This is a genomic window from Micromonospora vulcania (assembly GCF_042658605.1).
Taxonomy (GTDB): Bacteria; Actinomycetota; Actinomycetes; order Mycobacteriales; family Micromonosporaceae; genus Micromonospora; species Micromonospora vulcania.
In genome coordinates this window covers 165,721-188,308 of record NZ_JBHSQS010000001.1, presented here as the reverse complement: position 1 = coordinate 188,308, position 22,588 = coordinate 165,721, and the positions used below count along the sequence as shown (strand labels likewise).

Annotated in this window: 21 protein-coding genes, 1 tRNA gene and 1 pseudogene; 8 read left to right on the top strand and 15 right to left on the bottom strand. The window is 71.0% G+C overall.

Features of this window, described 5'->3' with window-relative positions; genetic code table 11:
• Nucleotides 1–122: 122 nt before the first annotated feature.
• A complete protein-coding gene (locus tag ACFQGL_RS00900) occupies nucleotides 123–521 on the top strand; it encodes a hypothetical protein (RefSeq protein WP_145778869.1) in 399 nt (132 codons plus the stop codon).
• Nucleotides 522–543: 22 nt separating this feature from the next.
• Here the strand turns inward: ACFQGL_RS00900 and ACFQGL_RS00895 are convergent, their stop codons facing one another.
• Both ACFQGL_RS00895 and ACFQGL_RS00890 read right to left on the bottom strand, forming a co-directional pair.
• Entirely contained in the window at nucleotides 544–1,599 is a 1,056-nt protein-coding gene (locus ACFQGL_RS00895; RefSeq protein WP_377503987.1) for a hypothetical protein, read from the bottom strand.
• Between the two features lie 990 nt (nucleotides 1,600–2,589).
• Nucleotides 2,590–2,673: transfer RNA gene (locus ACFQGL_RS00890), tRNA-Tyr, on the bottom strand.
• 147 nt (nucleotides 2,674–2,820) lie between these two features.
• On the opposite strand from ACFQGL_RS00890, the gene ACFQGL_RS00885 reads away from it, so the two are divergent.
• On the top strand, nucleotides 2,821–3,315 hold the full coding sequence (locus ACFQGL_RS00885) for a YajQ family cyclic di-GMP-binding protein (protein WP_377503985.1): 495 nt from the start codon (nucleotides 2,821–2,823) through the stop codon (nucleotides 3,313–3,315).
• Nucleotides 3,316–3,343: 28 nt separating this feature from the next.
• Nucleotides 3,344–4,072, top strand: a pseudogene (locus ACFQGL_RS00880) (MerR family transcriptional regulator); the annotation flags it as partial.
• A gap of 301 nt (nucleotides 4,073–4,373) precedes the next feature.
• On the opposite strand, the gene ACFQGL_RS00875 reads toward ACFQGL_RS00880, so the two are convergent.
• The 8 genes from ACFQGL_RS00875 to ACFQGL_RS00840 all read right to left on the bottom strand — a co-directional run bounded on the left by ACFQGL_RS00875 (nucleotide 4,374) and on the right by ACFQGL_RS00840 (nucleotide 13,295).
• The gene (locus ACFQGL_RS00875) at nucleotides 4,374–5,627 is read right to left on the bottom strand and encodes an MFS transporter (RefSeq protein ID WP_377503983.1); all 1,254 of its coding nucleotides are present in this window, start codon (nucleotides 5,625–5,627) and stop codon (nucleotides 4,374–4,376) included.
• A gap of 148 nt (nucleotides 5,628–5,775) precedes the next feature.
• Nucleotides 5,776–6,651: a zinc metalloprotease HtpX gene (gene htpX / locus ACFQGL_RS00870; protein ID WP_377503981.1), complete on the bottom strand. Its 876-nt coding sequence runs from the start codon at nucleotides 6,649–6,651 to the stop codon at nucleotides 5,776–5,778.
• 110 nt (nucleotides 6,652–6,761) lie between these two features.
• On the bottom strand, nucleotides 6,762–8,258 hold the full coding sequence (locus tag ACFQGL_RS00865) for an NADH-quinone oxidoreductase subunit N (RefSeq protein WP_377503979.1): 1,497 nt from the start codon (nucleotides 8,256–8,258) through the stop codon (nucleotides 6,762–6,764).
• Nucleotides 8,255–9,763, bottom strand: coding sequence for a complex I subunit 4 family protein (locus ACFQGL_RS00860; RefSeq protein WP_377503977.1), 1,509 nt, complete (start codon nucleotides 9,761–9,763; stop codon nucleotides 8,255–8,257). The genes ACFQGL_RS00865 and ACFQGL_RS00860 overlap by 4 nt, the downstream gene beginning before the upstream one ends.
• On the bottom strand, nucleotides 9,760–11,700 hold the full coding sequence (locus ACFQGL_RS00855) for an NADH-quinone oxidoreductase subunit 5 family protein (RefSeq protein ID WP_377503975.1): 1,941 nt from the start codon (nucleotides 11,698–11,700) through the stop codon (nucleotides 9,760–9,762). The genes ACFQGL_RS00860 and ACFQGL_RS00855 overlap by 4 nt, the downstream gene beginning before the upstream one ends.
• Nucleotides 11,697–12,077 carry an NADH-quinone oxidoreductase subunit NuoK gene (gene nuoK, locus ACFQGL_RS00850; RefSeq protein WP_377503973.1) on the bottom strand — a complete coding sequence of 127 codons (381 nt, stop codon included), beginning with the start codon at nucleotides 12,075–12,077 and terminating at the stop codon, nucleotides 11,697–11,699. The genes ACFQGL_RS00855 and nuoK overlap by 4 nt, the downstream gene beginning before the upstream one ends.
• Entirely contained in the window at nucleotides 12,074–12,637 is a 564-nt protein-coding gene (locus ACFQGL_RS00845; RefSeq protein ID WP_377503971.1) for an NADH-quinone oxidoreductase subunit J family protein, read from the bottom strand. Before ACFQGL_RS00845 ends, nuoK begins: the two co-directional genes overlap by 4 nt.
• A 34-nt stretch (nucleotides 12,638–12,671) precedes the next feature.
• On the bottom strand, nucleotides 12,672–13,295 hold the full coding sequence (locus ACFQGL_RS00840) for a NuoI/complex I 23 kDa subunit family protein (RefSeq protein ID WP_377503969.1): 624 nt from the start codon (nucleotides 13,293–13,295) through the stop codon (nucleotides 12,672–12,674).
• A gap of 95 nt (nucleotides 13,296–13,390) precedes the next feature.
• On the opposite strand from ACFQGL_RS00840, the gene ACFQGL_RS00835 reads away from it, so the two are divergent.
• Nucleotides 13,391–13,966: a Uma2 family endonuclease gene (locus tag ACFQGL_RS00835; RefSeq protein WP_377503967.1), complete on the top strand. Its 576-nt coding sequence runs from the start codon at nucleotides 13,391–13,393 to the stop codon at nucleotides 13,964–13,966.
• On the opposite strand, the gene ACFQGL_RS00830 is transcribed toward ACFQGL_RS00835, so the two are convergent.
• Entirely contained in the window at nucleotides 13,947–14,378 is a 432-nt protein-coding gene (locus ACFQGL_RS00830; protein ID WP_377503965.1) for an ester cyclase, read from the bottom strand. The two genes, ACFQGL_RS00835 and ACFQGL_RS00830, sit on opposite strands and share 20 nt — an antisense overlap.
• A 97-nt stretch (nucleotides 14,379–14,475) precedes the next feature.
• On the opposite strand from ACFQGL_RS00830, the gene ACFQGL_RS00825 reads away from it, so the two are divergent.
• The gene (locus ACFQGL_RS00825; protein WP_377504661.1) at nucleotides 14,476–15,540 is read left to right on the top strand and encodes a glutathione S-transferase family protein; all 1,065 of its coding nucleotides are present in this window, start codon (nucleotides 14,476–14,478) and stop codon (nucleotides 15,538–15,540) included.
• Between the two features lie 45 nt (nucleotides 15,541–15,585).
• On the opposite strand, the gene ACFQGL_RS00820 is transcribed toward ACFQGL_RS00825, so the two are convergent.
• Together ACFQGL_RS00820 and ACFQGL_RS00815 are read right to left on the bottom strand one after the other, a co-directional pair.
• A complete protein-coding gene (locus ACFQGL_RS00820; protein WP_377503963.1) occupies nucleotides 15,586–16,548 on the bottom strand; it encodes a complex I subunit 1/NuoH family protein in 963 nt (320 codons plus the stop codon).
• On the bottom strand, nucleotides 16,548–17,354 hold the full coding sequence (locus ACFQGL_RS00815) for an NADH-quinone oxidoreductase subunit C (protein ID WP_377503961.1): 807 nt from the start codon (nucleotides 17,352–17,354) through the stop codon (nucleotides 16,548–16,550). Before ACFQGL_RS00815 ends, ACFQGL_RS00820 begins: the two co-directional genes overlap by 1 nt.
• A 116-nt stretch (nucleotides 17,355–17,470) precedes the next feature.
• Between ACFQGL_RS00815 and ACFQGL_RS00810 the strand changes: the two genes are divergently transcribed.
• Complete coding sequence (locus ACFQGL_RS00810; RefSeq protein ID WP_377503959.1) at nucleotides 17,471–18,517, top strand: glucose 1-dehydrogenase; 1,047 nt, start codon at nucleotides 17,471–17,473, stop codon at nucleotides 18,515–18,517.
• Nucleotides 18,518–18,533: 16 nt separating this feature from the next.
• Here the strand turns inward: ACFQGL_RS00810 and ACFQGL_RS00805 are convergent, their stop codons facing one another.
• Together ACFQGL_RS00805 and ACFQGL_RS00800 are read right to left on the bottom strand one after the other, a co-directional pair.
• Nucleotides 18,534–19,850 (bottom strand): DUF2252 domain-containing protein, encoded by a 1,317-nt coding sequence (locus tag ACFQGL_RS00805; protein ID WP_377503957.1) that lies wholly within the window; start codon nucleotides 19,848–19,850, stop codon nucleotides 18,534–18,536.
• Nucleotides 19,851–19,909: 59 nt separating this feature from the next.
• On the bottom strand, nucleotides 19,910–20,491 hold the full coding sequence (locus ACFQGL_RS00800; RefSeq protein WP_377503955.1) for an NADH-quinone oxidoreductase subunit B: 582 nt from the start codon (nucleotides 20,489–20,491) through the stop codon (nucleotides 19,910–19,912).
• Between the two features lie 238 nt (nucleotides 20,492–20,729).
• On the opposite strand from ACFQGL_RS00800, the gene ACFQGL_RS00795 reads away from it, so the two are divergent.
• Both ACFQGL_RS00795 and ACFQGL_RS00790 read left to right on the top strand, forming a co-directional pair.
• Nucleotides 20,730–21,248: a SigE family RNA polymerase sigma factor gene (locus ACFQGL_RS00795; RefSeq protein WP_377503953.1), complete on the top strand. Its 519-nt coding sequence runs from the start codon at nucleotides 20,730–20,732 to the stop codon at nucleotides 21,246–21,248.
• On the top strand, nucleotides 21,241–22,446 hold the full coding sequence (locus ACFQGL_RS00790) for a hypothetical protein (RefSeq protein ID WP_377503951.1): 1,206 nt from the start codon (nucleotides 21,241–21,243) through the stop codon (nucleotides 22,444–22,446). Before ACFQGL_RS00795 ends, ACFQGL_RS00790 begins: the two co-directional genes overlap by 8 nt.
• The last annotated feature ends 142 nt before the right edge of the window (nucleotides 22,447–22,588 follow it).

Below are 22,588 nucleotides of genomic sequence, written 5' to 3'. Positions count from 1 at the left end.
CGGCCTACGAAAACCTATTGACCAGCCTCTGCAGAAGTCTTCTTGAAGCTGCGGCGCGATCTCGGGCTCGAGCCAGAAGACTAAAGCCAGGAATTCAGCTGTTCCTGGTACATGGCGAGTTAATGAGCTTGGCTGACGGGGGGCGCAAGAAGCTTTGGAAGGCAGCAGGCCCCCAACTAGTAGGGGCCCTGTCCGACCGTCCAGCACGCGAGCTGAACAAGGAACTCTTTCCAGATGACGGCAGCTTCATGAAGTCCTCTCAGGTGAAGCTGCTGTGCGACGTATTCGATTTCGGTAATCCAGCGCCTATCTTACGAGAGGTTTGGGAGCAGATAAACGCCGTGGTCGAACAAAGAAACGGGATTGCCCACGGTCGACTGACACCGGAAGAGGTCGGTCGCCGGTACAGCCATGACGAGATCATGGCCCTAATTCAGGTTTGGGAAGATCGCTGGTCTGACTTCCTATCATGGATCGAAGGAGAGTGCCAAGGTCCGGGGTTCTACCTGGCAAGTCGATAGGGCATCGTTCCGACCGATCATGTTACACACGTTTCAGCGTAAGCACGGTCTCCGACACTTTCCCCTTCGGATACAGTTTTGCGGCCTTGTTTAGAGAAGTGAGGGTTCGACTTACTTCGAAGGGCCGCTTCTCTGTGGTCGTCCAACCCCGCAAATTGGCCTCCTCTTCGCAAATATCAGCTAGTCGAATAGGTGCGTCCTTGTAGTACGAGTCTTGTACGACGAAAATCGCCACTGCACCTTTTTTGCACACGCGACTAATTTCATCTAGGCTGTCGACCAAGTCGTTGAGATACTGACAGGCCTGCTTCAGGTAGTACCCGCGCGAGGCTTTACTCTGATGTTCGGAGATAGCTTTCACCAGTTGATTCGCTGTGGGTCCGTAGATGGCTCCCAACCGTGCATCCACAGGGCGGATCAGGGTGGTTCCCATCAGATGCTCGCGGAGACTCCTGTTTGCCAGGATGTCAGTCCCGAGAACAGCGAGCTCACGCGCATACGCCACGGCGTAATCGATTCTAGTGAGGTACGGCGGCGACGTGAGGACGAGGTCAATCGAATCGCTGGCAATCGGAAGCGCCTTCGCTGATGAATTCACTACGATGGGCCTTACACCAACCCTCATGTGAGATTCAAGCCGCTTACTTATATCTCGCTGTTCCTTAAGTAGCAGCGCGTCTAACTCTTCCGACTCAATCGCTACCTGCGGCCTATCCGGAGAGGTCCGTCTTACCCATGTCGGATTGCTTCCCTGGAAGCTTCTTGTCAGCTCTCGAACAACGCGGAACAGTGCGACCAGCGCCAACGCCCTGACGCCTCGGGGGGAGGAAGTCGCGAGAGAAGACCAACTCCGAAGACGCGAGGCCGTGGGTGGACTGAACCATGCGAGCAACGGATCATCTTCAGCACAAATGTCTGCATTCGGCGGACTAGTCAATAGGCTGGCGGGCGCAATATTGGCGCGGAGATGCGCCACAATATTCGCGACGGGATTCAAGTCAACACCAACAGACGGCATGCCGGCCATCTGAGCAGCCAGAGTGGTGGTGCCGCTTCCATTCCAGGGATCCAACACCACCCCTGCCAGTCCCCCGCTGGCACTGAGGAGGGTCTCACGGGCCCACTCGAACGAGAAGCCTGCATAGTAGGGGAAGAGGTCAGCAAGGCCGGCTGACTCTGTCGGAGGACGCTTCGGTGAAAGAGGCCGATTACGTGGCTCAACGGAGGACCGGAGGTTGGCTAGGAGGCTAGCCTGAGCGAAAGTCTCACCACCGACGTGCGCCTTCACGAGCTCTCCCGGCCCCTTGTGACTCCAGACGGCGGTAGCCTAGTCCATCGACCATGCGGCGGACAGACGCCGGGGCTCGTGTTGATCATGCTCGCGCGAAGTGGTCTGCTCTCCTATCCCCGTGGAGGGGTCTGAACTCTCCAACGTACGGGAGGTTGGAGCCTTCATGCCACAGCCGGCCGGAACCTGTCAATCAGGTCGAACTTCCGACGCAGTGGCGACCAGACCCAGGTCGGCATGGCGTTCGGGACACGCGAAACTCAGTCCGCAGCATGTATTGCCGATTCACTCTGTTCTGGATCAAGGCGCCGCGCTCCGCGCGCCGCGGGCGGTGAGCCGGCCGGCGGCAAGCCGCCCCGGCCGCCTCCGGCGCCGGGGCGGAGAGCCACCGACTGCCGCCGGACCGCCGCCCGGAGATGGCGACCGATAAGCAGCACGACCATGGCCAGGTGTCACGGAAGCCGGCGAACCGATCTGATCGAGGGCTAGGGCTTCCGACTGCCGCGCCAGTCCAACCCCAGGACTGGCTTGCCCCCGGCCTATCTCCCGCAGCCGCCAACCCCGCAGGAACCCCTCAGGCGGTCGCTCCAGGCACGGCCGCGCCAGCCCCAGCAGAGTACGAGCACTCGCAGCCTCAAAAGAGCCCTCAGAGAGCAAGATCGACCTGCCCACCATCTGCCCACAACCAGTCGTCAACGGCTGGACTCAGCCGGACTCGGCTAGATCAACGACAACGGCCCCCGATCAGCATCTCTGCTGGTCAAGGGCCGCGTCTGCACCTGGTGGCGGGTAGAGGATTCGAACCTCTGAAGCTTTCGCGACGGATTTACAGTCCGCTCCCATTGGCCGCTCGGGCAACCCGCCAGGGCACCCCACCGCGTCGTAACGCGGCGGCGGAAGCAAGGATAGCGGCACACCCCGGCACCGGCGCAACCGGGTACGGTCAGAGGGTCGTGCCGCTGGTCGGCGGCCGACGGCAGGCCCAGACCGCCGGACAGCAGGAGCAGAAGCATGGCAACGAACCCGTCGTTCGACATTGTGAGCAAGGTCGACCGCCAGGAGGTCGACAACGCCCTCCACCAGGCGGAAAAGGAGCTCGCGACGCGGTTCGACTTCCGCGGCACCGGCGCTGAGATCTCCTGGTCGGGTGAGGAGGCGATCGGCCTCCAGGCTGAGACCGAGGAGCGGGTCCGCGCCGCGCTGGACGTGTTCAAGGAGAAGCTGGTCAAGCGGAACATCTCGCTGAAGTCGCTGGACGCTGGCGAGCCGCGTCCGTCCGGCAAGATCTTCAAGATCGACTGCAAGGTTATCCAGGGCATCGAGGCGGACAAGGCCAAGGCGATCAGCAAGAAGATCCGCGACGAGGGCCCCAAGGGTGTGCAGGCCCAGATCCAGGGCGACCAGCTGCGGGTCACCGGTAAGAAGCGGGACGACCTGCAGGCGGTCATCGCACTGCTCAAGGGCGAGGACTTCGGCGTCGCCCTGCAGTTCAACAACTACCGGTAAGCGGCCGGTCAGGCGCGCGCGCTGGCCAATGACGCTCCGGCCGGCGTCGCGCGCACCGCTGGACAGCGTCCCGTCGCCCCGCTGCCGGCTTGCATCCGGTACCCCGGTACGGGTTTACCGTCGGGGGGTGAGCGACCTACACGGGATCGCAGCAGAAACCTGGGTCCCCGACACCTGCCGTCTGCCCACCGCCGAGCGGCCTGTCCGGCTCGCCGAGTTCGACCGGTTCTTCGCGTACGCCGTCCGGGGGTTCGAGCGGCTCTCCGCGGAGCGTCTGCGGCTGCAGCTGGTCGGCACGCCGGATGTTGAACGTACGGCCCGCGATCTGACTGCCCGCGAGTCGGCGTGCTGTTCGTTCTTCACCTTTGCGGTGACCCGGACCGGGCCAATCGAGCTGACGCTGCACGTACAGGTGCCGGCGTCGCACGTCGACGTCCTCGATGCCCTCGCCGAGCGGGTGCGCCCGGGCGACGGGCCAGGTCCGGCTGGGTCGTGGCTGCGCAGTGGTCAACTGGCCCGCTCGGCGGGGGTGAATCCGCAGACGTTGCGCTACTACGAGCGTCGCGGTCTGCTGGCCGCGCCCCGGAGGTCCCCCGGTGGGCACCGGCTGTATCCGGCCGAGTCGATCACCCGGTTGCGGATCATCAAGACGGCGCAGCGCCTCGGTTTCACCCTGGTCGAGGTCGCCGAGCTGCTCGATGGGCGCGGGCGGCACCGCGACCAGGGTGCCGCCCGACCTGCCTGGGCCACGGCGAAGCTGGCCGAGGTGGAGCAGAAGCTGGCCGACCTCACGGCCGTTCGGGACTCCCTGCGGGCGGCGGTCTCCGTCGGCTGCGACGACCTGGTCGCCTGCGCGAGCAGCTCCTGCTATCCACTGCCGTTCCCGGATCCGCCGCCGGCACTCGCGACCGGCTCCGGGGCCGCCCGGGACCAGAGCTGGGGGCCGCCCGGGACCAGAGCTGGGGGCCGCCCGGGACCAGAGCTAGGGAGCGGCCCGAGATCTACTCGGCTTCCTGGATGCGTGGGTCCGCACCTCGACAGCATGAAAGCCGGGCGGGTCAGGCGGCGACGGTTTCGCGTACCGTCGAGGCCTCCGCGCGGGCGATCGGCCCGGCGGGCAGCGCGGCGACCGCGGCCCCGACGGCGACCGCCGCCCCGGCGAACAGGAACGCCCACGGCACGCCGCCGGCGTGGTCCACGATCAGACCGGCCACCGCGCCGCCGGCGGCGCTCGCGGCAACCGACATGGTGACCACCCAGGTGTACGCCTCGTTCAGCATGCTCGCTGGGGCGATCCGGCCGACCAGGGTGTTCTCCAGGGTCAGTGCGGGCGCGATGGTGGCTCCGCCGACGACCAGCGCGGTGCCGAGCGCCAGTGGGGTGGGCATGACCGCGAACACCACGAAGGTGCCGGCGAGGGCGGCGAGCAGCGCGGCGAACTGTCGGGTCAGGTTCGGCGCCGGCCGACGGACACCGAACCAGAACCCACCGGCCGCGCTACCGATCCCCCAGACGGCCAGCAGGATCCCGGCCAGGGTCTCCGGGTCGTCGGCGGTGTAGTTGCCGGCGAACGCCGGAACGATCACGCCAGCGGCGCCGAACGCGATGCCGAGGCTCGACACACAGACCAGCAGGGCCGGGAAGCCGGCCACCCGCAGCGGGCCGAGCCCTCGGGCCTGGTGCTCGCGCGGGTGCGGGCGCCAGCCGCGCATCACCCGGCCGAGGGCCACCGCGGTGGTGCCGACCAGGGTGACCACGGCCGCACCGATCAGCGCGGCCGCGGCGTCGGCGACCAGTACGAAGCCGGCAACGAGCAGCGGGCCGAGCACGAAGACGATCTCGAACAGCGAGGTCTCCGCGGCCAGCGCGGTGTTGCGCAGGGAGTACCGGCCGGAGTTGGGGCCGGTCAGGTCGTTCCACGCGCCCCGGATGGCGGCGGTGAGCGGTGGGTAGGTGGCCCCGGCGACGGCGGCGGCGAGGTAGATGGCGGGCAGAGCGTCGTCGCCCGACCGGCTGGCCAGCAGCAGCCCGGTGAGCGCCAGCGGGTGGGCCACCGCGGTGACCAGCAGGACCGGGCTCGGACCGACCCGGTCGGCGATCCGTCCGGCCACCGGGCTGAGCGCGGCGCCGGCGACGGCGTAGATCCCGCCGGCCACGGCGGCGAGCGCGTACCGCCCGGTCACCTGTTCGACCACCAGCAGCAGCGCCAGCGGGGTCATGCCGATCCCGAGCCGACCGATGATCCCGGTGACCAGCAGCATGGGCGCGCCGGGGATCCGCCAGACACCCAGGTACTGGCGTAGTGCCGCCACCGTGAACCTCCCGAGGATGTAATGAGCGTTGAGACGTTTTGACCCTAACGCCGCCGGTTGACGCGCCGGTACCCGTTATCGCGCCCGACACGGCACTCCGCCCGCACCCGGTGCGACCGGGTACGGGCGGAGTGGTGGTTTGCCTGGGTCAGCGCTGGAACTGCACCGGCCCCGAGTTGGCGGCCATCTGCTCCAGCCGGGCGACCCGGTCCTCCATCTTGGGGTGGGTGGAGAACAGCGCCGCCACCGCGCCACCCCGGAACGGGTTGGCGATCATCAGGTGTGCGGTGCTGGTGAGCGTGCCCTGTGCCGGCAGCGGCCGGCGGCGAGCCACCGCGTCGATCTTGCGGAGCGCGCTGGCCAGGGCCAGCGGGTCACGGCTCAGCTCGGCGCCCGAGGCGTCCGCCTGGTACTCCCGGCTCCGGCTGATCGCCAACTGGATCACGGTGGCCGCGATGGGGCCCAGGATCAGGGTCAGCAGCAGCACCGCCGGGTTCGGCGAATCCTCGTCGTCCCCACCGCCCAGCGGAATGAACCAGGCGATGTTGGCCAGGAAGGTGATGATGCCGGCCAGGCCGGCCGCGACGCTGGAGATCAGGATGTCCCGGTTGTAGACGTGTGACAGCTCGTGCCCGATCACGCCGCGCAGCTCGCGGTAGTCGAGGATCTCGGTGATGCCCTGGGTCACGCAGACCGCCGCGTGCTGCGGGTTACGACCCGTGGCGAACGCGTTGGGCTGTGCGGTCGGGCTGACATAGAGCCGCGGCATCGGCTGCTGGGCCTCGGCCGCCAACTCCCGCACCATCCGGTACAGCTCGGGGAACTGTGCCTCGCTGACCGGTTGCGCCCGCATCGAGCGCAGCGCGAGCTTGTCCGAGTAGAAGTAGGAAATGCCGTTCATGACGAGCGAGATGAGGACGGCGATGACCAAGCCGCCACTGCCGCCGAACCCGTAGCCCACCGCGAGGATCAGCGCAGTGAGCAGGCCGAGCAGCGCGGCGGTCTTCAGACGGTTGTGGTGCACGATCTCTCCTTCGGTGCACGGATCGCCGGGATCCGCTGACCGGTTCAACAACCCGGTACCCGTCAACCATCCATCTCAACGCTGAGAGTTGACTGAGACTCCGGGTGCGATCAGCGGCCAGCCAGGTCGAGCACCAGTTGCGGGGCGACGCCGAGCACCAGGGCCGCCACCGTGGCCACCGCCAGCACCACGGCCACCACACCCACCAGGGGTACGGCCGCCGCACCCCCCGGAAGCGCCGCGGTCGGTGCGGGCGACGCCTCCGGCGCCCAGAGGGCGGCGGTCAGCCGCAGGTAGTAGGCGAGACCGATCACCGCGTTCACCGCCACCACCAGCGCCAGCCAGGCGGCACCACCGTCGAGCAGCGCCCGGACCACGGTCACCTTCGCGAACAGCCCGGCCAGACCGGGTGGCAGGCCGGCCAGGCCGATCAGTGCCAGACCGAGCGCCGCACCCCGCCACGGATGGCGGCGGGCCGCTCCCCGCAGGTCGTCGACCGTGCCGCCGTCCGCACCCGTCGGGCGCAACGCGGTGACCCCGGCGAACGCGGCCAGTTCCAGCACCACGAAGAAGACGGCGTACGCGACCGCGGCGGCGTACGCGGCGGCCCGTGCCTCACCCGTACGGCCGGCCGCCAGCGCCAACGCGCCCAGCGGGGCGAGGATGTAGCCGGCCTGCGCGACCGAGGACCAGGCGAGCAGTCGCACGGTACGGCGCTGGCGCAGCGCGACCAGGTTGCCGACGGTCATGGTGAGCACCGCGAGCAGGGCGAGCACCGGGCCGGTCCGGTCGGCCGGCAGCGCCCGCTGCACCACGGCGAGCAGGGCGACCAGGCCGCCCAGCTTCGACGCCGTGGACAGGTACGCGGCCACCGGCAGGGGTGCGCCGTCGTAGGTGGCCGGCGCCCAGGCGTGGAACGGCACCGCCGCCACCTTGAAGGCCAGCCCGAGCAGCAGCAGCGCCACCGCAGCGGTGGTCAGTGGCAGGTCCCGCAGTTCGGGCTGGTCGGCGAGCAGGGTGCCGAGCCGGTCCAGGTGCAGCCCGCCGGTCACCGCGTACAGCAGCGCCGCCCCGAGCAGGCTCAGCGTGGTGGCCACCACGCTGACCACGAAGAAGGTGACCGCCGCCTCGGCGCTGGCCAGACTCCCCCGGCGCAGGCCGACCAGCACGTACAGCGGCAGGGTCAGCGTCTCCAGCGCGACGATCAGGGTGATCAGGTCGCCGGCCGCGCCGAGCACCACGCCACCGGTCATCGAGCAGGCGAGGAGGAAGCAGTATTCGCCGACCGGCGACCGCCCGGCCCGCAGCGCGGGCGCGGACAGCCCCAGCACGCCCGCGGTGAGCAGGGCCACCACCGCGCCGACCAGGGCCGCGCGACCGCCGAAGATCCAGGAGCAGTCGGCGCCCACGCAGAACGTCCGCCGCTCCGAGCCCGCGCCGACCAGGGCGGAGGCGACGGCGGTGCCGAACGCGCCGAGCACGGCCACCAGGATCGTGGCCCGTGGCCGGGCCAGCAGCAGGTCGGTGACCAGCACGAGGACGGCGGTTCCGGCGGCCAGGTAGGCCGGGAGCAGGGCCACGTTGTCGACGCTCTGCACCCCGCTCATGGGAACACCACCCCGATCAGGGCATCGACCGGTGCTTCCGCGACCCCCAGCACCAGCGCCGGGGCCAGCCCGATGGCCAGCGCGAGCAGCACCAGCGGCGCCCACGCGGTCAGCTCGGCTCCGGCCAGCCCGGGACCGACCCGACCGACCGCCGGACTTGACCGGCCGTGGGTGACCTGGCGCAACAACCGCAGGAAGTACGCGGCGGTGAGCGCGCCGCCGACCGCGGCGAGCACCCCGAGGGTGATCCACAGCGGCCCGCCCACCTGGATCGCCGCGACCACCGCGAACGCCTCTCCCCAGAAGCCGGCCAGACCGGGCAGACCGAGCGAGGCGACCGCCGCGAACGCGAGCAGACCGGCCAATCGGGGCGCGGTCTCCCGCAGCCCGGACAACTCGGCGAGGCTGCCCGTGCCGGTACGGTCCTTCACCGCCCCGGCCAGGAAGAACAGCAGACCGGTGATCACCCCGTGCGCCACGTTGCCGATCAGCGCCGCCTGGATCCCGGTGCTGGTCAGCGTGGCGACGCCCAGCAACACGAAACCCATGTGCCCCACGCTGGAGTACGCGATCAGCCGCTTGACCTCGTCCTGCGCGAGACAGACCAGCGAGCCGACCAGGATGGCGGCGACGGCGAGTACGCCGAGCACCGGCGCCGCCCAACGGGCCCCCTCCGGCGCCACCCCCACCGCCACCCGGATCAGGCCGTAGGTGCCCATCTTGAGCAGCACCCCGGCGAGCACGACACTACCCACCGTGGGGGCCTGGGTGTGTGCGTCGGGCAGCCAGGAGTGCAGCGGCCAGAGTGGGCTCTTCACCGCGAACGCGAGCGCGAGCAGGGTGAACGCGGCGAGTTGGGTGCCCCGGGACAACCCGGCACCGCCGGTCAGCGCCACCACGTCCGCGGTGCCGGCGGCGGCGACCACGACGTACACGCCGACCAGCAGCAGCACCGAGCCGAACAGCGTGTAGAGCGCGAACTTGCGGGCCGCCCGACGACGGTCCGGGCCACCCCAGCCCGCGATGATCGCGTACATCGGCAGCAGGACGACCTCGAAGAACAGGAAGAACAGCACCAGGTCCAGGGCGAGGAACGTGCCCAGGATGCCGACCTCGACCACCAGCAGCAACGCCACCAGCGTCCGGCCGCTGCCGCCGGCTGGCACCCGCCACAGCGTGTAGCCGCAGCAGAGCACGGTGAGCAGGGCGGTCAGCACCACCAGCGGCCAGGAGATGCCGTCCACGCCGAGGTGGAAGCGCAGCGCCAGGCCGGGCACCCACGGCAGGTCCACCTGGTGCCAGGGGCGCACCGCCGGCGCCTCCGTCGACCAGGCGAACCAATTCCGGTCGCCGAGCACCAGCGGCACGGCGGCCAGCAGGGTCAGCGCGGCCGCGATCGTGCCGACCACGCGGGCCGCCCGGTCCCGGGGCGTCGCCGCCACCGCGACCGCGCCGAGCGCCGGCAGCACCAGGACGGCGACCAGAAGCACCTGCCCGAACGTCATCGGACTCCTTCGACCAGGACGGCGGCGAGCCCGATCAGCAGCGCGCCGGCCAGCACGCCGGCTGCGGCCCGGGGCAGGGCCGCCCGGTGCAGCGCGGCCAGGCCAGCACCCAGGCCGGACGCGGCCCGGCCGCTGCCCTCGACCGCGCCGTCCACCACCACCTCGTCACCGGTACGCGTGGCCCGGGCCAGTGCCCGGATGGGGCGTACGACAAGGGCGTGCTGGACGTCGTCGAGCCGGAAGGCGCGGGCGAAGACCGAACGCAGCGGACCCAGCGCTGCCGCCGGGTCGCCGGCGCGGTCCCGACGCCAGCCCAGCACCACGAGCCCGGCACCGACCAGCAGCAGCGCCAGCGGCAGCAGCACCCCCGGCCCGAGGTGGACCAAGCCGTCCTCGGTGCCCGCCACCGGCACGGTGGCGAACCGCAGTCGGTCGGCGAACGCCCCGACGAACCCGGCCAGGCCGAGCAGGGCGGCCGGTACGGCCAGCAGCAGTACCGGCCAGCGCAGCACCGCCGGCGGATCGTGCGGCCGGACCAGTGGCAGCCGGGACGTGCCGAAGAAGGCCCGCAGCAGCAGCCGGCCGGCGTACCAGGCGGTGACCGCCACGCCCACCAGCCCGGACAGCCAGACCAGCCAGCCCACCCACGACGGCGCCGGGCCGGCACCATGCCGCGCCGCCGCCTCGGCGACCGTGAGTACGCCGTCCTTGCTCCAGAAGCCGGCCAGCGGCGGAACCCCGGCCAGCGCGCCCAGGCCCACCACGGTGCACCAGAAGGTCACCGGCATGGTCCGACGCAGCCCGCCCATCTCCGACATCAGCGTGGTGCCCACCGCGTGGATCACCACGCCGGCGGCGAGGAACAGCAGCGCCTTGAACGCGGCGTGGGTGAGCAGGTGGAACAGGGCCGCCGGCGGCGAACCGACCGCCAGCGCGCCGGTCATGTAGCCCAGTTGCGAGACGGTCGACCAGGCCAGTACCCGTTTGATGTCGTCCTGCGCGGTGGCCGCGAGCGCGCCGAGCAGCAGGGTGATCGAGCCGATCACCCCGAGCACGGTCAACGTCACCGGGGCGGCCGTGAACAGCGGATAGAGGCGGGTCACCGCGTACACGCCGGCGGCGACCATCGTCGCGGCGTGGATCAGCGCGGAGATCGGCGTCGGGCCGGCCATCGCGTCCGGCAGCCAGGTGTGCAGCGGGAACTGTGCGCTCTTGCCGGCCACCCCGGCCAGCAGCAGCAGGCCGGCGGCGGTCAGGGTCGCGGTGGAGTGGTCGTGGGCGAGCACGTCGGCGATCCGGAAGCTGCCCGTCGACACGCCGAGCAGCGCGATGCCCAGCAGGAATCCGACGTCACCGACCCGGGTCACCAGGAACGCCTTCATCGCGGCGGCCGGTGCGCCGGGCAGCCGGCGGTCGTGGGCGATGAGCAGGTATGAGCAGAGGCCCATCACCTCCCAGCCGACCAGCAGCATGACCAGGTCACCCGCGACCACCACCAGCAGCATCGCGGCGGTGAAGAGACTGATCTGCGCCGCGTACGGCGGGTAGCGGTGATCGACGTCCACATCGTCGTGCGGACCGCGCCGCAGGTAGCCGATCGAGTAGACCTGCACGGCCAGCGCGACCGTGGCGACCGCCACCGCGACGAGTGCGGCGGCGCCGTCCAGCCGGACGCCGAGGGTCACCGCGAGCCCGCCGAAGTCGACCCAGGTGGTGGACGTCTCCTGCGGCCCGTCGACCGTGACCAGCAGCGCGACGGCCAACGCCAGTGCGCCGGCCGCGCCGGTCACCCCGAGGGCGATGGCCGCCCGCCGGGACCGGTCGTCGCCGGGCGCCCCGGCCGGAGTCGCGTGCCGTGGGGTCGGCGGCAGCAACAGGCCGACCAGCCCGGCGACCAGGGGTACGGCGGGCAGCAGCGCTCCGAGCAGCCCGGTCACCGGGTCACCTCCGGGGCCTGGCCGACGGTGGCCGGCTCCGGCTCGGCCGGCTCTGTCTCCCGCGACTCGGCTGGCTCGGTCAACGGCACCTCGTCCACCGCCACGGTGGCCCGCAACCGGTAGAGCTGCAGGACGATCGCCAGCCCCACACCGATCTCGGCGGCGGCGAGGACGATGACGAAGAGCGCGAAGACCTGACCGGAGTGCGGCAGCACGGCACGGGCGGTGGTGTCCGCGGTGACCAGGATCAGGTTGACCGCGTTGAGCATCAACTCGACCGCCATGAGCACCAGAACCGCGTTGCGTCGGCGCAGCACGCCGTAGACGCCGAGGCCGAACAGCAGCGCGGCGGTGACGTACGGGAGGACGGGTCTCACCGGCGCCGCCCCGCGTCCACGTCGACCCCGCCCGGTACGCCGGAAGTGGGCGACGCCGCAGCGGGACGGCCGATGTCCGGCCGGGACAGCACCACCGCGCCGACCAGTGCGGCCAGCAGCAGCACCGAGAGCACCTCGAACGGCAGCACCCAGGACCGGAAGATCTGCTCGCCCAACCGCTCCGCGGTGCCGGCGTCGGGCAGCGCGACGGTGCTCCAGCGGTACGCGTCGACCAGCAGTGCGCTCAGCCCCAGCCCGGCGCCGCCACCGATCAGCGCGGCCGGCCAGCCCGGCCGGTCCAGGTCGTCGGAGGCCCCGATCGGCGCCCGGGTCAGCATCACCGCGAACAGCAGCAGCACCACCACCGCGCCCACATAGATCAGCACCTGCACCCAGGCCACCAACTCGGCGCCGAGCACCAGATAGTCGCCGGCCAGCGCGCCCAGGCAGACCACCAGATAGAGCCCGGCCCGGACCAGGTGTTTCGTGGTCACCACCAGTACGCCGGCACCGACCGCCACCGCGCCGAGCGCGAGCAGCAGCAGGTCCGCGCCGGTCACCGGGCCGCCCTCACGGCTCGGACGCGTCGCGCGGTCACGACGCGGGACCCGGAGCGGCGTCGGGCTCGGGGCGTACCGCCGGCGGGGTGGGGCGTGCGGCGGCCGCCTTGCGCGCGGCGGCGGTCTCCTCCTTGGCCGGTTCGCCGTTCGGGTCGTGCGCGGGCGGCGGCGGAACCGTCGCCATCCACTCGCCGAGGTGGTCCTTGTCGTGCAGCAGGTCCTTGATGTCGTACTCGGCGTACTCGAACTCCGGCGACCAGTAGAGCGCGTCGAACGGGCAGACCTCGATGCAGATGCCGCAGTACATGCAGAGCGAGAAGTCGATGTCGAACTTGTCGAGCACGTTGCGCTGGCGGGGGCGGGCGGCGCCGGGCACCGCCACCTCCTCCTTGTGCGAGTCGATGTAGATGCACCAGTCCGGACACTCCCGCGCGCAGAGCATGCAGACCGTGCAGTTCTCCTCGGACAGCGCGATCACACCGCGCGAACGGGGCGGCAGCTCGGGGGCGACGTCCGGGTACTGCTGGGTGGTCGAGCGGCGGGTCATCGTCTTGAGGGTGACCGCCAGCCCCTTCACCAGACCCGCGCCGGGCAGGCTGCGCTCGCCGGTGTCGGCGGCCGGGTCGCCGTGCTCGCTGGGGTCGCTCATGTCGACCATCCTGCCCTGTGGCCCCGGCGCGCGCGACCACCACCCGTCGGTCCGCGACGGTACCGTGGTCGCGGGGAGAACGAACGCACGGGAAGGGACCGCCGATGACCGGCGCGCTGCAGAGCGACTATCCGCCCGACGGTGGATGGACGACTGACGATCTGGATGCGCTGCCGGAGGATGGCCGCCGCCGGGAACTGCTCGATGGAGTGCTGCTGATGTCCCCCTCCCCCACCCGCACACACCAAACCATCGCGATGCGTCTTGGCGCCGCGCTCGACGACGACTGCCCCGACGGCTACGACGTGACCCAGGCGGTCGAGGTGCGGATCAACCGCACCCGGTCCTTCAACCCGGACGTGCTGATCACCACGGCAGCTGCGGCGGCGCGCGAACCATCGAAGTACGAGCCGCACGAGGTTATCCTTGCCATCGAGATCGTCTCTCCGAGCACCCGCTCGATCGACCGGGTACTGAAGCCCGCGCTCTACGCCCAGGCCGGCATCCCTTTCTTCTGGCGGGTCGAGACCGAGGATGGCGCGCTGGAAGTCGTCACCTACCGGATCGACGCGGTGAACGAGATCTACACGGAGACCGGGCGGTGGACGAAGTTCGTCGACACCGGCGAGCCATTTCCGATCAACCTGCCGATCAGCAGGATCACGCCCCGGAGCCGATGACGCCTCCGGTCGGCGGGAGCATCTCGACGCCGAGCTGCTGGAGCAGCTGGAACAGCTCGTTGCAGCTCCACACCTCGACGATCCGGCCCGCCGCGTCGAAGCGCAGGAACGTCGCCCCGGAGTAGCTGACCACCTGCCCGGTCGGCGGTACCGGCCCGAACTGTCCGGCCTGGGTGCCCGCGGCCCGCCAGTGCACGGCGACCCGCTCGCCGGCGGCGACCACGTCCACGATCTTGTAGCGCAGGTCCGGGAACGCGGCCCGCCGCTCGCGGTGCCAGGCCAGCGTCGCCTCCGGGCCGGTGCCGCCCAGCCCCGGGCACTCCTCGGCGATCAACTCGTAGGCCGACTCCTCCCGGCGGGCGTTCCACACGTCCGCGATGAAGCGCCGGGCTGCCGCCTCCACATCCGTCATCCCGGCAGGGTAGCCGGGACCGCCGCTGGTCCCGCCGGGCGAGTCGCGGCCGGCGGCGGGTGGCCAGGTTGGGCGGCGGCACGCGGAGCGGACGGTGATCCGCGAGGATGGAGGCGAGAGGGCAACCGGACCGGAGGGTGACGTGGGCGAGGAGACAGGCGGAAAGTACGTCGAGCCGGGCGGCGAGTTCACCCGGGACCAGCGGTACATCGCCACCCGGATCACCGCGGACGGGCGCGATGGATACCCGGTGGAGCCGGGCCGGTACCGGCTGGCGGTCAGCCGGGCCTGCCCGTGGGCCAACCGTCTGATCATCGTGCGGCGGCTGCTCGGCCTGGAGGCCGCCCTTCCGATGGCGGTGGCCGGCCCCACCCACGACGCCCGGAGCTGGACCTTCGATCTCGACCCGGGCGGGCGGGACCCGGTGCTCGGCATCGAGCGCCTCCAGGAGGCGTACTTCAAGCGCTTCCCCGGCTACGAGCGGGGCATCACCGTGCCGGCGATCGTCGACGTGCCGACCGGGCAGGTGGTGACCAACGACTACGCGCAGATGAGCCTCGACCTGTCCACGCAGTGGGGCGCGTACCACCGCGAGGGTGCCCCGCAGCTCTACCCCGAGCACCTGCGGGCGGCGATCGACGAGGTCAACGACGTGGTGTTCCGGGACGTCAACAACGGCGTCTACCGGTGCGGCTTCGCCGGCAGCCAGGAGGCGTACGACAAGGCGTACCACCGGCTCTTCGACCGGCTGGACTGGTTGACCGACCGGCTGACCGACCAGCGTTACCTGGTCGGGGACACCATCACCGAGGCCGACGTGCGGCTGTTCACCACGTTGGTCCGCTTCGATCCGGTCTACCACGGCCACTTCAAGTGCAACCGGCAGAAGCTCAGCGAGATGCCGGTGCTGTGGGCGTACGCGCGGGACCTGTTCCAGACCCCGGGGTTCGGCGACACCATCGACTTCGACCACATCAAGCGGCACTACTACGAGGTGCACCGGGACATCAACCCGACCGGGATCGTCCCGCTCGGCCCGGACCTGTCCAACTGGCTCATCCCGCACGGCCGGGAATCCCTCGGCGGGCGTCCCTTCGGCGACGGCACACCGCCCCCGCCACCGGCCGAGCCCGTCGACCCCGCGCACACCCCGCTGCGCTGACTCGGCGGCTGCCAGCGGGCGGTCGAGGCTACCGGGCGGTCGAGGCTACAGGGCGATGCGGACGGCGGCGGTGAGGACCAACTGCGCGAGGGAGGCCGGCACCAGCACCAGCCAGCAGAGTCGCTGGAGCTGGTCCTCGCGCAGCCGGGGGTAGGACACCCGGAGCCAGATGATCACGAAGGCCACGGCGAAGATCTTGAGCAGGGTCCAGAGCCAGCCCAACTGCTCGTCGGCGAACGGGCCCTGCCAGCCGCCGAGGAACAGCACCGTGGTCAGCGCGGCGATCACCACGATGCCGACGTACTCGGCGAGCAGGAAGAAGGCGAAGCGCAGGCCGGTGTATTCGGTCATGTAGCCGAAGACCAGCTCCGAGTCGGCAATCGGCATGTCGAACGGCGGCCGGCGGATCTCGGCCAGCCCGGCGACGAAGAAGATGATCATCGCGGGCGCCTGCCAGAGCAGCCACCACGGCTGCCACGCCTCGACGATCCCGGAGAGGCTGAGCGTGCCCGCCGCCATCGCCACCGAGGCGGCGGCCAGCACCAGCGGCAGCTCGTAGCCGAGCAGTTGGGCGGCCCCGCGCAGCCCACCGAGCAGGCTGTACTTGTTGGCCGACGCCCAGGCCGACATGAGCACCGCCACCACTCCGACACCGACCACGGCCAGCACGAAGAACAGCCCGATGTCCAACGGTTGCCCGACCAGGTCGTTCGGGCCGAGCGGGATGACCAGCAGCACCAGCAGGTAGGGCACCAGGGCCACCGCCGGTGCCAGCCGGAACACCGCGCGGTCCGCCTCGCGGGGGGTCACGTCCTCCTTCTGCACGAACTTGACCCCGTCCGCCACGAGCTGCGCCCAGCCGTGGAAGCCGCCCGCGTACATCGGGCCGAGCCGACCCTGCATGTGCGCCATCACCTTGTGCTCGGTCTGGCCGACCAGCAGCGGCAGGGTGAGGAACGCGACCAGCACGCCACCCACCCGGAGCACCAACTCCACCCAGAGCGGCATCAGGCCGTACCCCCGTCGTCGGTCCGGTCGTCGCGCGCCGGCGGGCCCGCGACCGGGCCTGCGCCGGGTGTCGGCTGGTCGGGCGCGGCCGGGCCGTCGGCGGTGCCGGCAGGCCGGGGGGTACGCGCCGGACGGGCCCCCGGAGCTGGCCGCGCGGGCCGCTCACCGGCCGGTCGGGCCGGGGTGCCGCCACGCGGACCCTCGCCGACGCCGCCCGCGCCGGCCGGGGTGGGCGTGGTTCCCCACTCCCCGGGTGCGGGCACGCCCGGCGGGCGGATCGGGCGGCGGCCACCGCCGGCCTCGGATTCGCCCGGCTCCTTCGCGCCCGGCCAGGGCTTGGCCACCCGCGAGGCGAGCACGAACTCCTTGCGCAGCGGATGGCCCTCGAACTCCGGCGGCAGCAGCAGCGGGCGCAGCTCACCGTGGCCGGCGAAGCCGATGCCGAACATCTCGTGCGTCTCCCGCTCGTGCCAGGCGGCGCCCGGATAGACGTCGACCACCGAGGCCACCGTGGGGGTGCCGCGCGGCACCCGGGTACGCAGCAGCACGCCGTGCCGCAGCCGGGTCGACCAGAGGTGCGCCACCACGTCGAAGCCCTCGGCCAACTCGTCGACGGCGGAGAGCCAGTCGAAGAAGTCGCAGGCCAGCTCGGTGTCGTCCCGGGCGGCGCGGACCGCGTCCGGCCAACTCGCCGGCGGCACGTCGACGGTGGCCCGGGCGTACCGCTGCCCGCCGGAGACCGACGGGGTCGCCGCGACCGGCGCGAGCAACGCGACCAGCCGAGCGCCGACCTCTTCCGGAGTCATGCCGCTGATCCTAGGTGTTCTCTCTGGAGCCAGCCCGGCCCGCGCCGGTCCCGCGGGTGCCCGGGCATCTGCCGGCTTTGCGGGCGGTACGGCGGTCGGCGGGGAAAGATGAGGGTGTGCGCGCCGTGACTGTGACTCCTGGGATCGCCAACTCGCTGCGCCTCGTCGAGGATCAGCCCGAGCCTGCGGCCGAGGAGGGCGCGATCCTGATCGAGGCGCTGGCCGTGGGGATCTGCGGCACCGATCACGAGATCATCGCCGGCCAGTACGGCGAAGCGCCGCCGGGCGCGGACCGCCTGGTCATCGGGCACGAGTCGCTGGGCCGCGTGCTGGAGGACCCGACCGGCACCCTGCAACCCGGCGACCTGGTGGCCGGGGTCGTCCGGCACCCCGACCCGGTGCCCTGCCCGAACTGCGCGGTCGGTGAGTGGGACATGTGCCGCAACGGGCAGTACACCGAGCACGGCATCAAGGGCCTGCCGGGCTTCGCGCGCGACCGGTGGCGGCTCCAACCCCGGTTCGCCGTCGGGCTCGACCCGGCCCTGGCCAAGGTCGGCGTGCTGCTGGAGCCGACCAGTGTGGTCGCGAAGGCGTGGGATCACATCGAACGGATCGGGCACCGGGCCGAGTGGCAGCCGCAGACGGTCCTGGTGACCGGTGCGGGGCCGATCGGGCTGCTGGCCGCGCTGCTCGCCACCCAACGCGGGCTCGCCGTCCACGTGCTGGACCGGGCGCCCGAGGGGCCGAAGCCGGAGCTGGTCGCCGCGCTCGGTGCCACGTACCACACCGTTTCGGTCAACGACCTGCCCTTCGAGCCGGACGTGGTGGTCGAGTGCACCGGCGCACCGACCGTGGTCATCGACGTGATGTGCAAGGCGGCCCCGACCGGGATCGTCTGCCTGGCCGGGGTGTCCAGCGGCGGCCGGAGCATCGACTTCGACGCGGGAGCGCTCAACCGGGCCCTGGTGTTGGAGAACAACGTGGTGTTCGGGTCGGTCAACGCCAACCGGCGGCACTGGGACCTGGCCGCCGAGGCGCTCACCCGGGCCGACCAGACCTGGCTCGACTCGCTGATCACCCGCCGGGTGCCGGTGGAGGCGTACAGCGAGGCGTACACCTCCGGGCCGGACGACATCAAGGTGGTGCTGGAGTTCGCGTCCTGAGCGAACCGCCGCCCGGTCAGATGCCGGGCAGTCGGCCGTTGCGGAACAGGTCCACGAAGAGCTGGTGGTCCTGCCGGGCGCGCACCCCGTACGCGTGCGCGAAGTCCACCAGGTGGGTGACGAAGCCCGACTCGTCGGTGTCCACCACGGCGACGATCGCCTCCTCGGTGGAGTAGTCCACCAGGTCGTGGCTGGACTCGTCGTCGGCGACCGAGTGCATCCGGGCCACCGCCCGGCCGAGGTCGACGAGCACCCCGGTCAGCTCCTCCCGCTCGTTCACGTCCGACCAGTCCAGGTCGGCGGCGTACGGGGAGACCTCCGCGACCAACTGGCCGGTGCCGTCCAGCTCGGTGAAGCCCAGCCACGGGTCGGCGTGCGCCTGCAACGCCCGCTGCGACTCGGCCGTCCGGTGGCCCTGGTGCTGGAAGTAGCCCTGGACCGAGTCGTCGCTGATGTACCGCGCCACCGCCGGCACCTGCGCCTGCTTCATGTAGATGACGACGTCGTTCTCCAGCGCCTGGGTGTGCCCCTCCAGCAACAGGTTGTACGATGGCAGCCCGGCCGAGCCGATGCCGACCCCCTTGCGCAGCACCACGTCCTTGATGTGCGCCGCCACCGGCCGCAGCCGGGCCGAGGCGGCCGGCAGGGTGCCCAGGTAGTCCTGGAAGGCGGCGGTGACCTTGTCCCGGGTGTCCCCGTCGACCTCGAAGACCCCGTCGCCGACCGAGAACCGCCGCTCGTAGTTGTCGATGGTGGTCTGCTGGGCGAGCAGGTCGACCCGGGTGTTGAGCCGGGCCTGCTGGAGCACCCGGCGCAGCACCCCGTCGGCGTTCTCCAGGGTGATCGAGCCGATCGCGTCGTCCCCGCCGGCGGCGATCGCCCGCAGCTCGGTCAGGTACGACCGGGCGAAGCCGGCCACCAGGTCGCCGATCACCGTGTCGGAGAGCGCCTTGCCGTAGCCGAGCAGGGCCACGCTGGCCGCGAAGCGTCGCAGGTCCCAGGTGAACGGCCCGACGTACGCCTCGTCGAAGTCGTTGACGTTGAACACCAACTGCCCGGAGGCGTTCATGTAGGTGCCGAAGTTCTCCGCGTGCAGGTCACCGTGGATCCACACCCGCCCGGTCCGCTCGTCCAGGAACCGGTCGTCGGCGAAGTCGCCGAGCTGGTCGGCGTAGAACAGCGCGGCGCTGCCCCGGTAGAAGGCGAACGGGGACGCCGCCATCTTGCGGAACTTGCGCCGGAAGGCGGCCGGGTCGATCGCCATCGACGCCCCGAACTCCTCGGTCAGCACGTCGACGATGTGGGCGGACCGCTGATCCACGGAATTGCTCATGATGCGCAGGCTAGCCCCGCCCGGCCACCCTCCGATGCCCGGTGGGCGACCTGCCGCCGTCAGGGGGCGGTGGGTGGGCGTACCGGAGGCGCGGTGAGTGAGTCGACCGAGCGCGGGGCGGCGGCTTCACGGGGTGCGGAGTCCAGCGGGGCGGCCAGCAGATCCGGTCGGGACACCCCACCGACACCGGCCTGCTCGGCGGCGATCTTTTCCTGCAGACGCAGGATGCCGTGCAGCAGCGCCTCCGGTCGGGGCGGGCAGCCGGGCACGTAGACGTCGACCGGAATGAGCTGGTCGACACCCTTGGTCACCGAGTACGAGTCCCAGTAGGGGCCACCGCAGTTGGAGCACGCGCCGAACGAGATGACGTACTTCGGCTCCGGCATCTGGTCGTAGAGCCGCTTGATCGCCGGGGCCATCTTGTCGGTCACCGTGCCGGAGACCACCATGAGATCGGCCTGTCGGGGGCCGTGGGCGAACGGGATCACGCCGAGCCGCATGAAGTCGTGCCGACCCATGCTGCTGGCGATGAACTCGATCGCGCAGCAGGCCAGGCCGAAGTTGAAGACCCAGAGCGAGTAGCGACGACCCCAGTTCAGCACGAACCGGATCGGCTCGCCGAGCACTGCCGGTAGCTGCACGACCGCCTCCCTCTTCTGACGGACAGTGAATCACAGTCGACGTCCGCGCGGCCTGGCGGTGGGAGCAGTCGGGCAGGTCATCAAATGTTCACCGAACTTATCGGAAGACGCTGAAACGCGACTCCGCTCCCCCGCGTGTGAGCGACGTCGCCCCGGATCCCGAGGGTGACAGGAGACGGGGAGGACCCAGGTGACGGTGAGCGCCGATTCGAGGCTTGGCAAGCCTCCACCAGAGGATATGACCCGGCAGGCCGGCGGGGCTTCGGTCGACGCCGTCGATTTCGACCAGCTCTACCATGCCCACTTCCGCTCGCTGACCATTCAACTGGCTGCCTACTTCGGCGACTTCAGCCAGGCGCAGGACCTGGTCCAGGAGGCGTTCTGCCGGGCCTTCGCGCGGTGGGGGAAGGTTTCCCGCTACGACGACCCGGTCGCCTGGGTGCGGCGGGTCGCCTGGAACCTGGCCACCAGCCGCTGGCGTCGGCTGCGGACCGCCCAGTCCTACCTGCGGCGTCAGCGTGAGGAGTACGTGCCCGGCCCAGACCCGGACCGGGTGGCGTTGACGCGGGCGCTCGCGGCGCTGCCGCCGAACCACCGCCGCGTCGTGGTGCTGCATCACCTCGCCGACCTCTCCGTCACCGAGATCGCTCAGCAGGAGGACGTGCCCGAAGGCACGGTCAAGTCCTGGTTGCACCGGGGCCGAGCTGCGCTGGCGGCACAGCTGGCTTCCCAGAACGAGGTGACCGACCATGCCTGAGTTCGACAGCGCTCGACTCGACGCGGAGTTCTCCACGTACCGGGCGGCAATGCTTCCGGCGATCACGCCCGACGGCCCGACCGCGGTCCGGCGTACCGTCCGTCGCCGTCGTCGGCGCGCGGCGTTGGCGGTGGCCGCGGCGCTGGTGGTGGCCGTGGTCGTCCCGGTGGCCGGGCAGGCGGGGCTCCGCCGGGATCCAGGACCGCCGGCGACGACGACGCCGGCACCGTCCGACTCCGCATCGCCGTCGCCGTCACCGACGCCGAGCGTCTCCACCGCACCACCGGCGCCGGACGGCAGAATCGAGCGGACCGAACTGCTCGCCGCCACCGTCGACCTGCCCACGTGGGGCGACCTGCCCGAGCGCCCGGACGGTAAGGCTTGCGAATCTCGTGGGATCCGGCTCAGCGGCGACCCGGTGAGCGATGATCCCAATCTGCTGGTCGAGATGGGCTACGGGGACGTCGATCGCGACGGGGCGACGGAGACCGTCGTGCTGGTGCGCTGTCTGCTCGGCACCCGAGGGCCGGCGCAGGTGGTCGCCTTCGACCGGGACACGGTCGGGCGGATCGTCACACTGGGTCGGGTGGCCGCCACCGCCGACCCGACTCCGGAATGGTTGATCGGGCTCGAGGTACGGGCCGACGGCGTGACCCGGGTGGCGATGGCCGACCGGGCGCCGGGACCCGGTTGGCCTCTCGAACAGTCGCAACGCCAGTGGCGCGGGTACAGGTGGGACGGGAGCCGGTTCAAGCAGACCGAGGGGCCCTCCGGCTTCGGCCCCAACCCGCACGCCGCCGACCTGTCGGTCAGCTCGTCGAACCTGGCCCTCGCCCGGGAGCCCGGCGACAGCTTCGCGGGCACGATCGAGGTCCGGGTACGCAATGCCAGCGCGGGCGAGGTGGCCGAGGCGGTGTTGTCGTTCGACCTGCCGTGGCAGTTGCGGCCGGTCGGGGATGGCTGGAACCGGTGTCGCGAGAACATGGCCACCGCGCTGGTGCCGTACCGGTGCACCCTGGGCCGGCTGGCACCGCACGCGGACATCCGGCTCACCCTCGGACTGAAACGGGCACAGGGCACACCGTTGGCCTCGGGCAAGGCGACCATCGAACTGTTCGGCAGCGGCGCCGACGGGACCGCACTGCTCGAACGCGAGCGGGACGACAACCTCGCCACCTTCACCCACTACTACCGCTGATCGACTGCGGCGTGCGGTCCCGGCCGGTCAGCCGGCCGGGGCCGTGCCGCTTCGCGCCGCGCTGTCGGGTTCGCGGCAGGATCGTGCGCAACCACACCCGCCGCCGTGGAGTGTTACGGGCGCCCAGGGCACCGGCCCTACG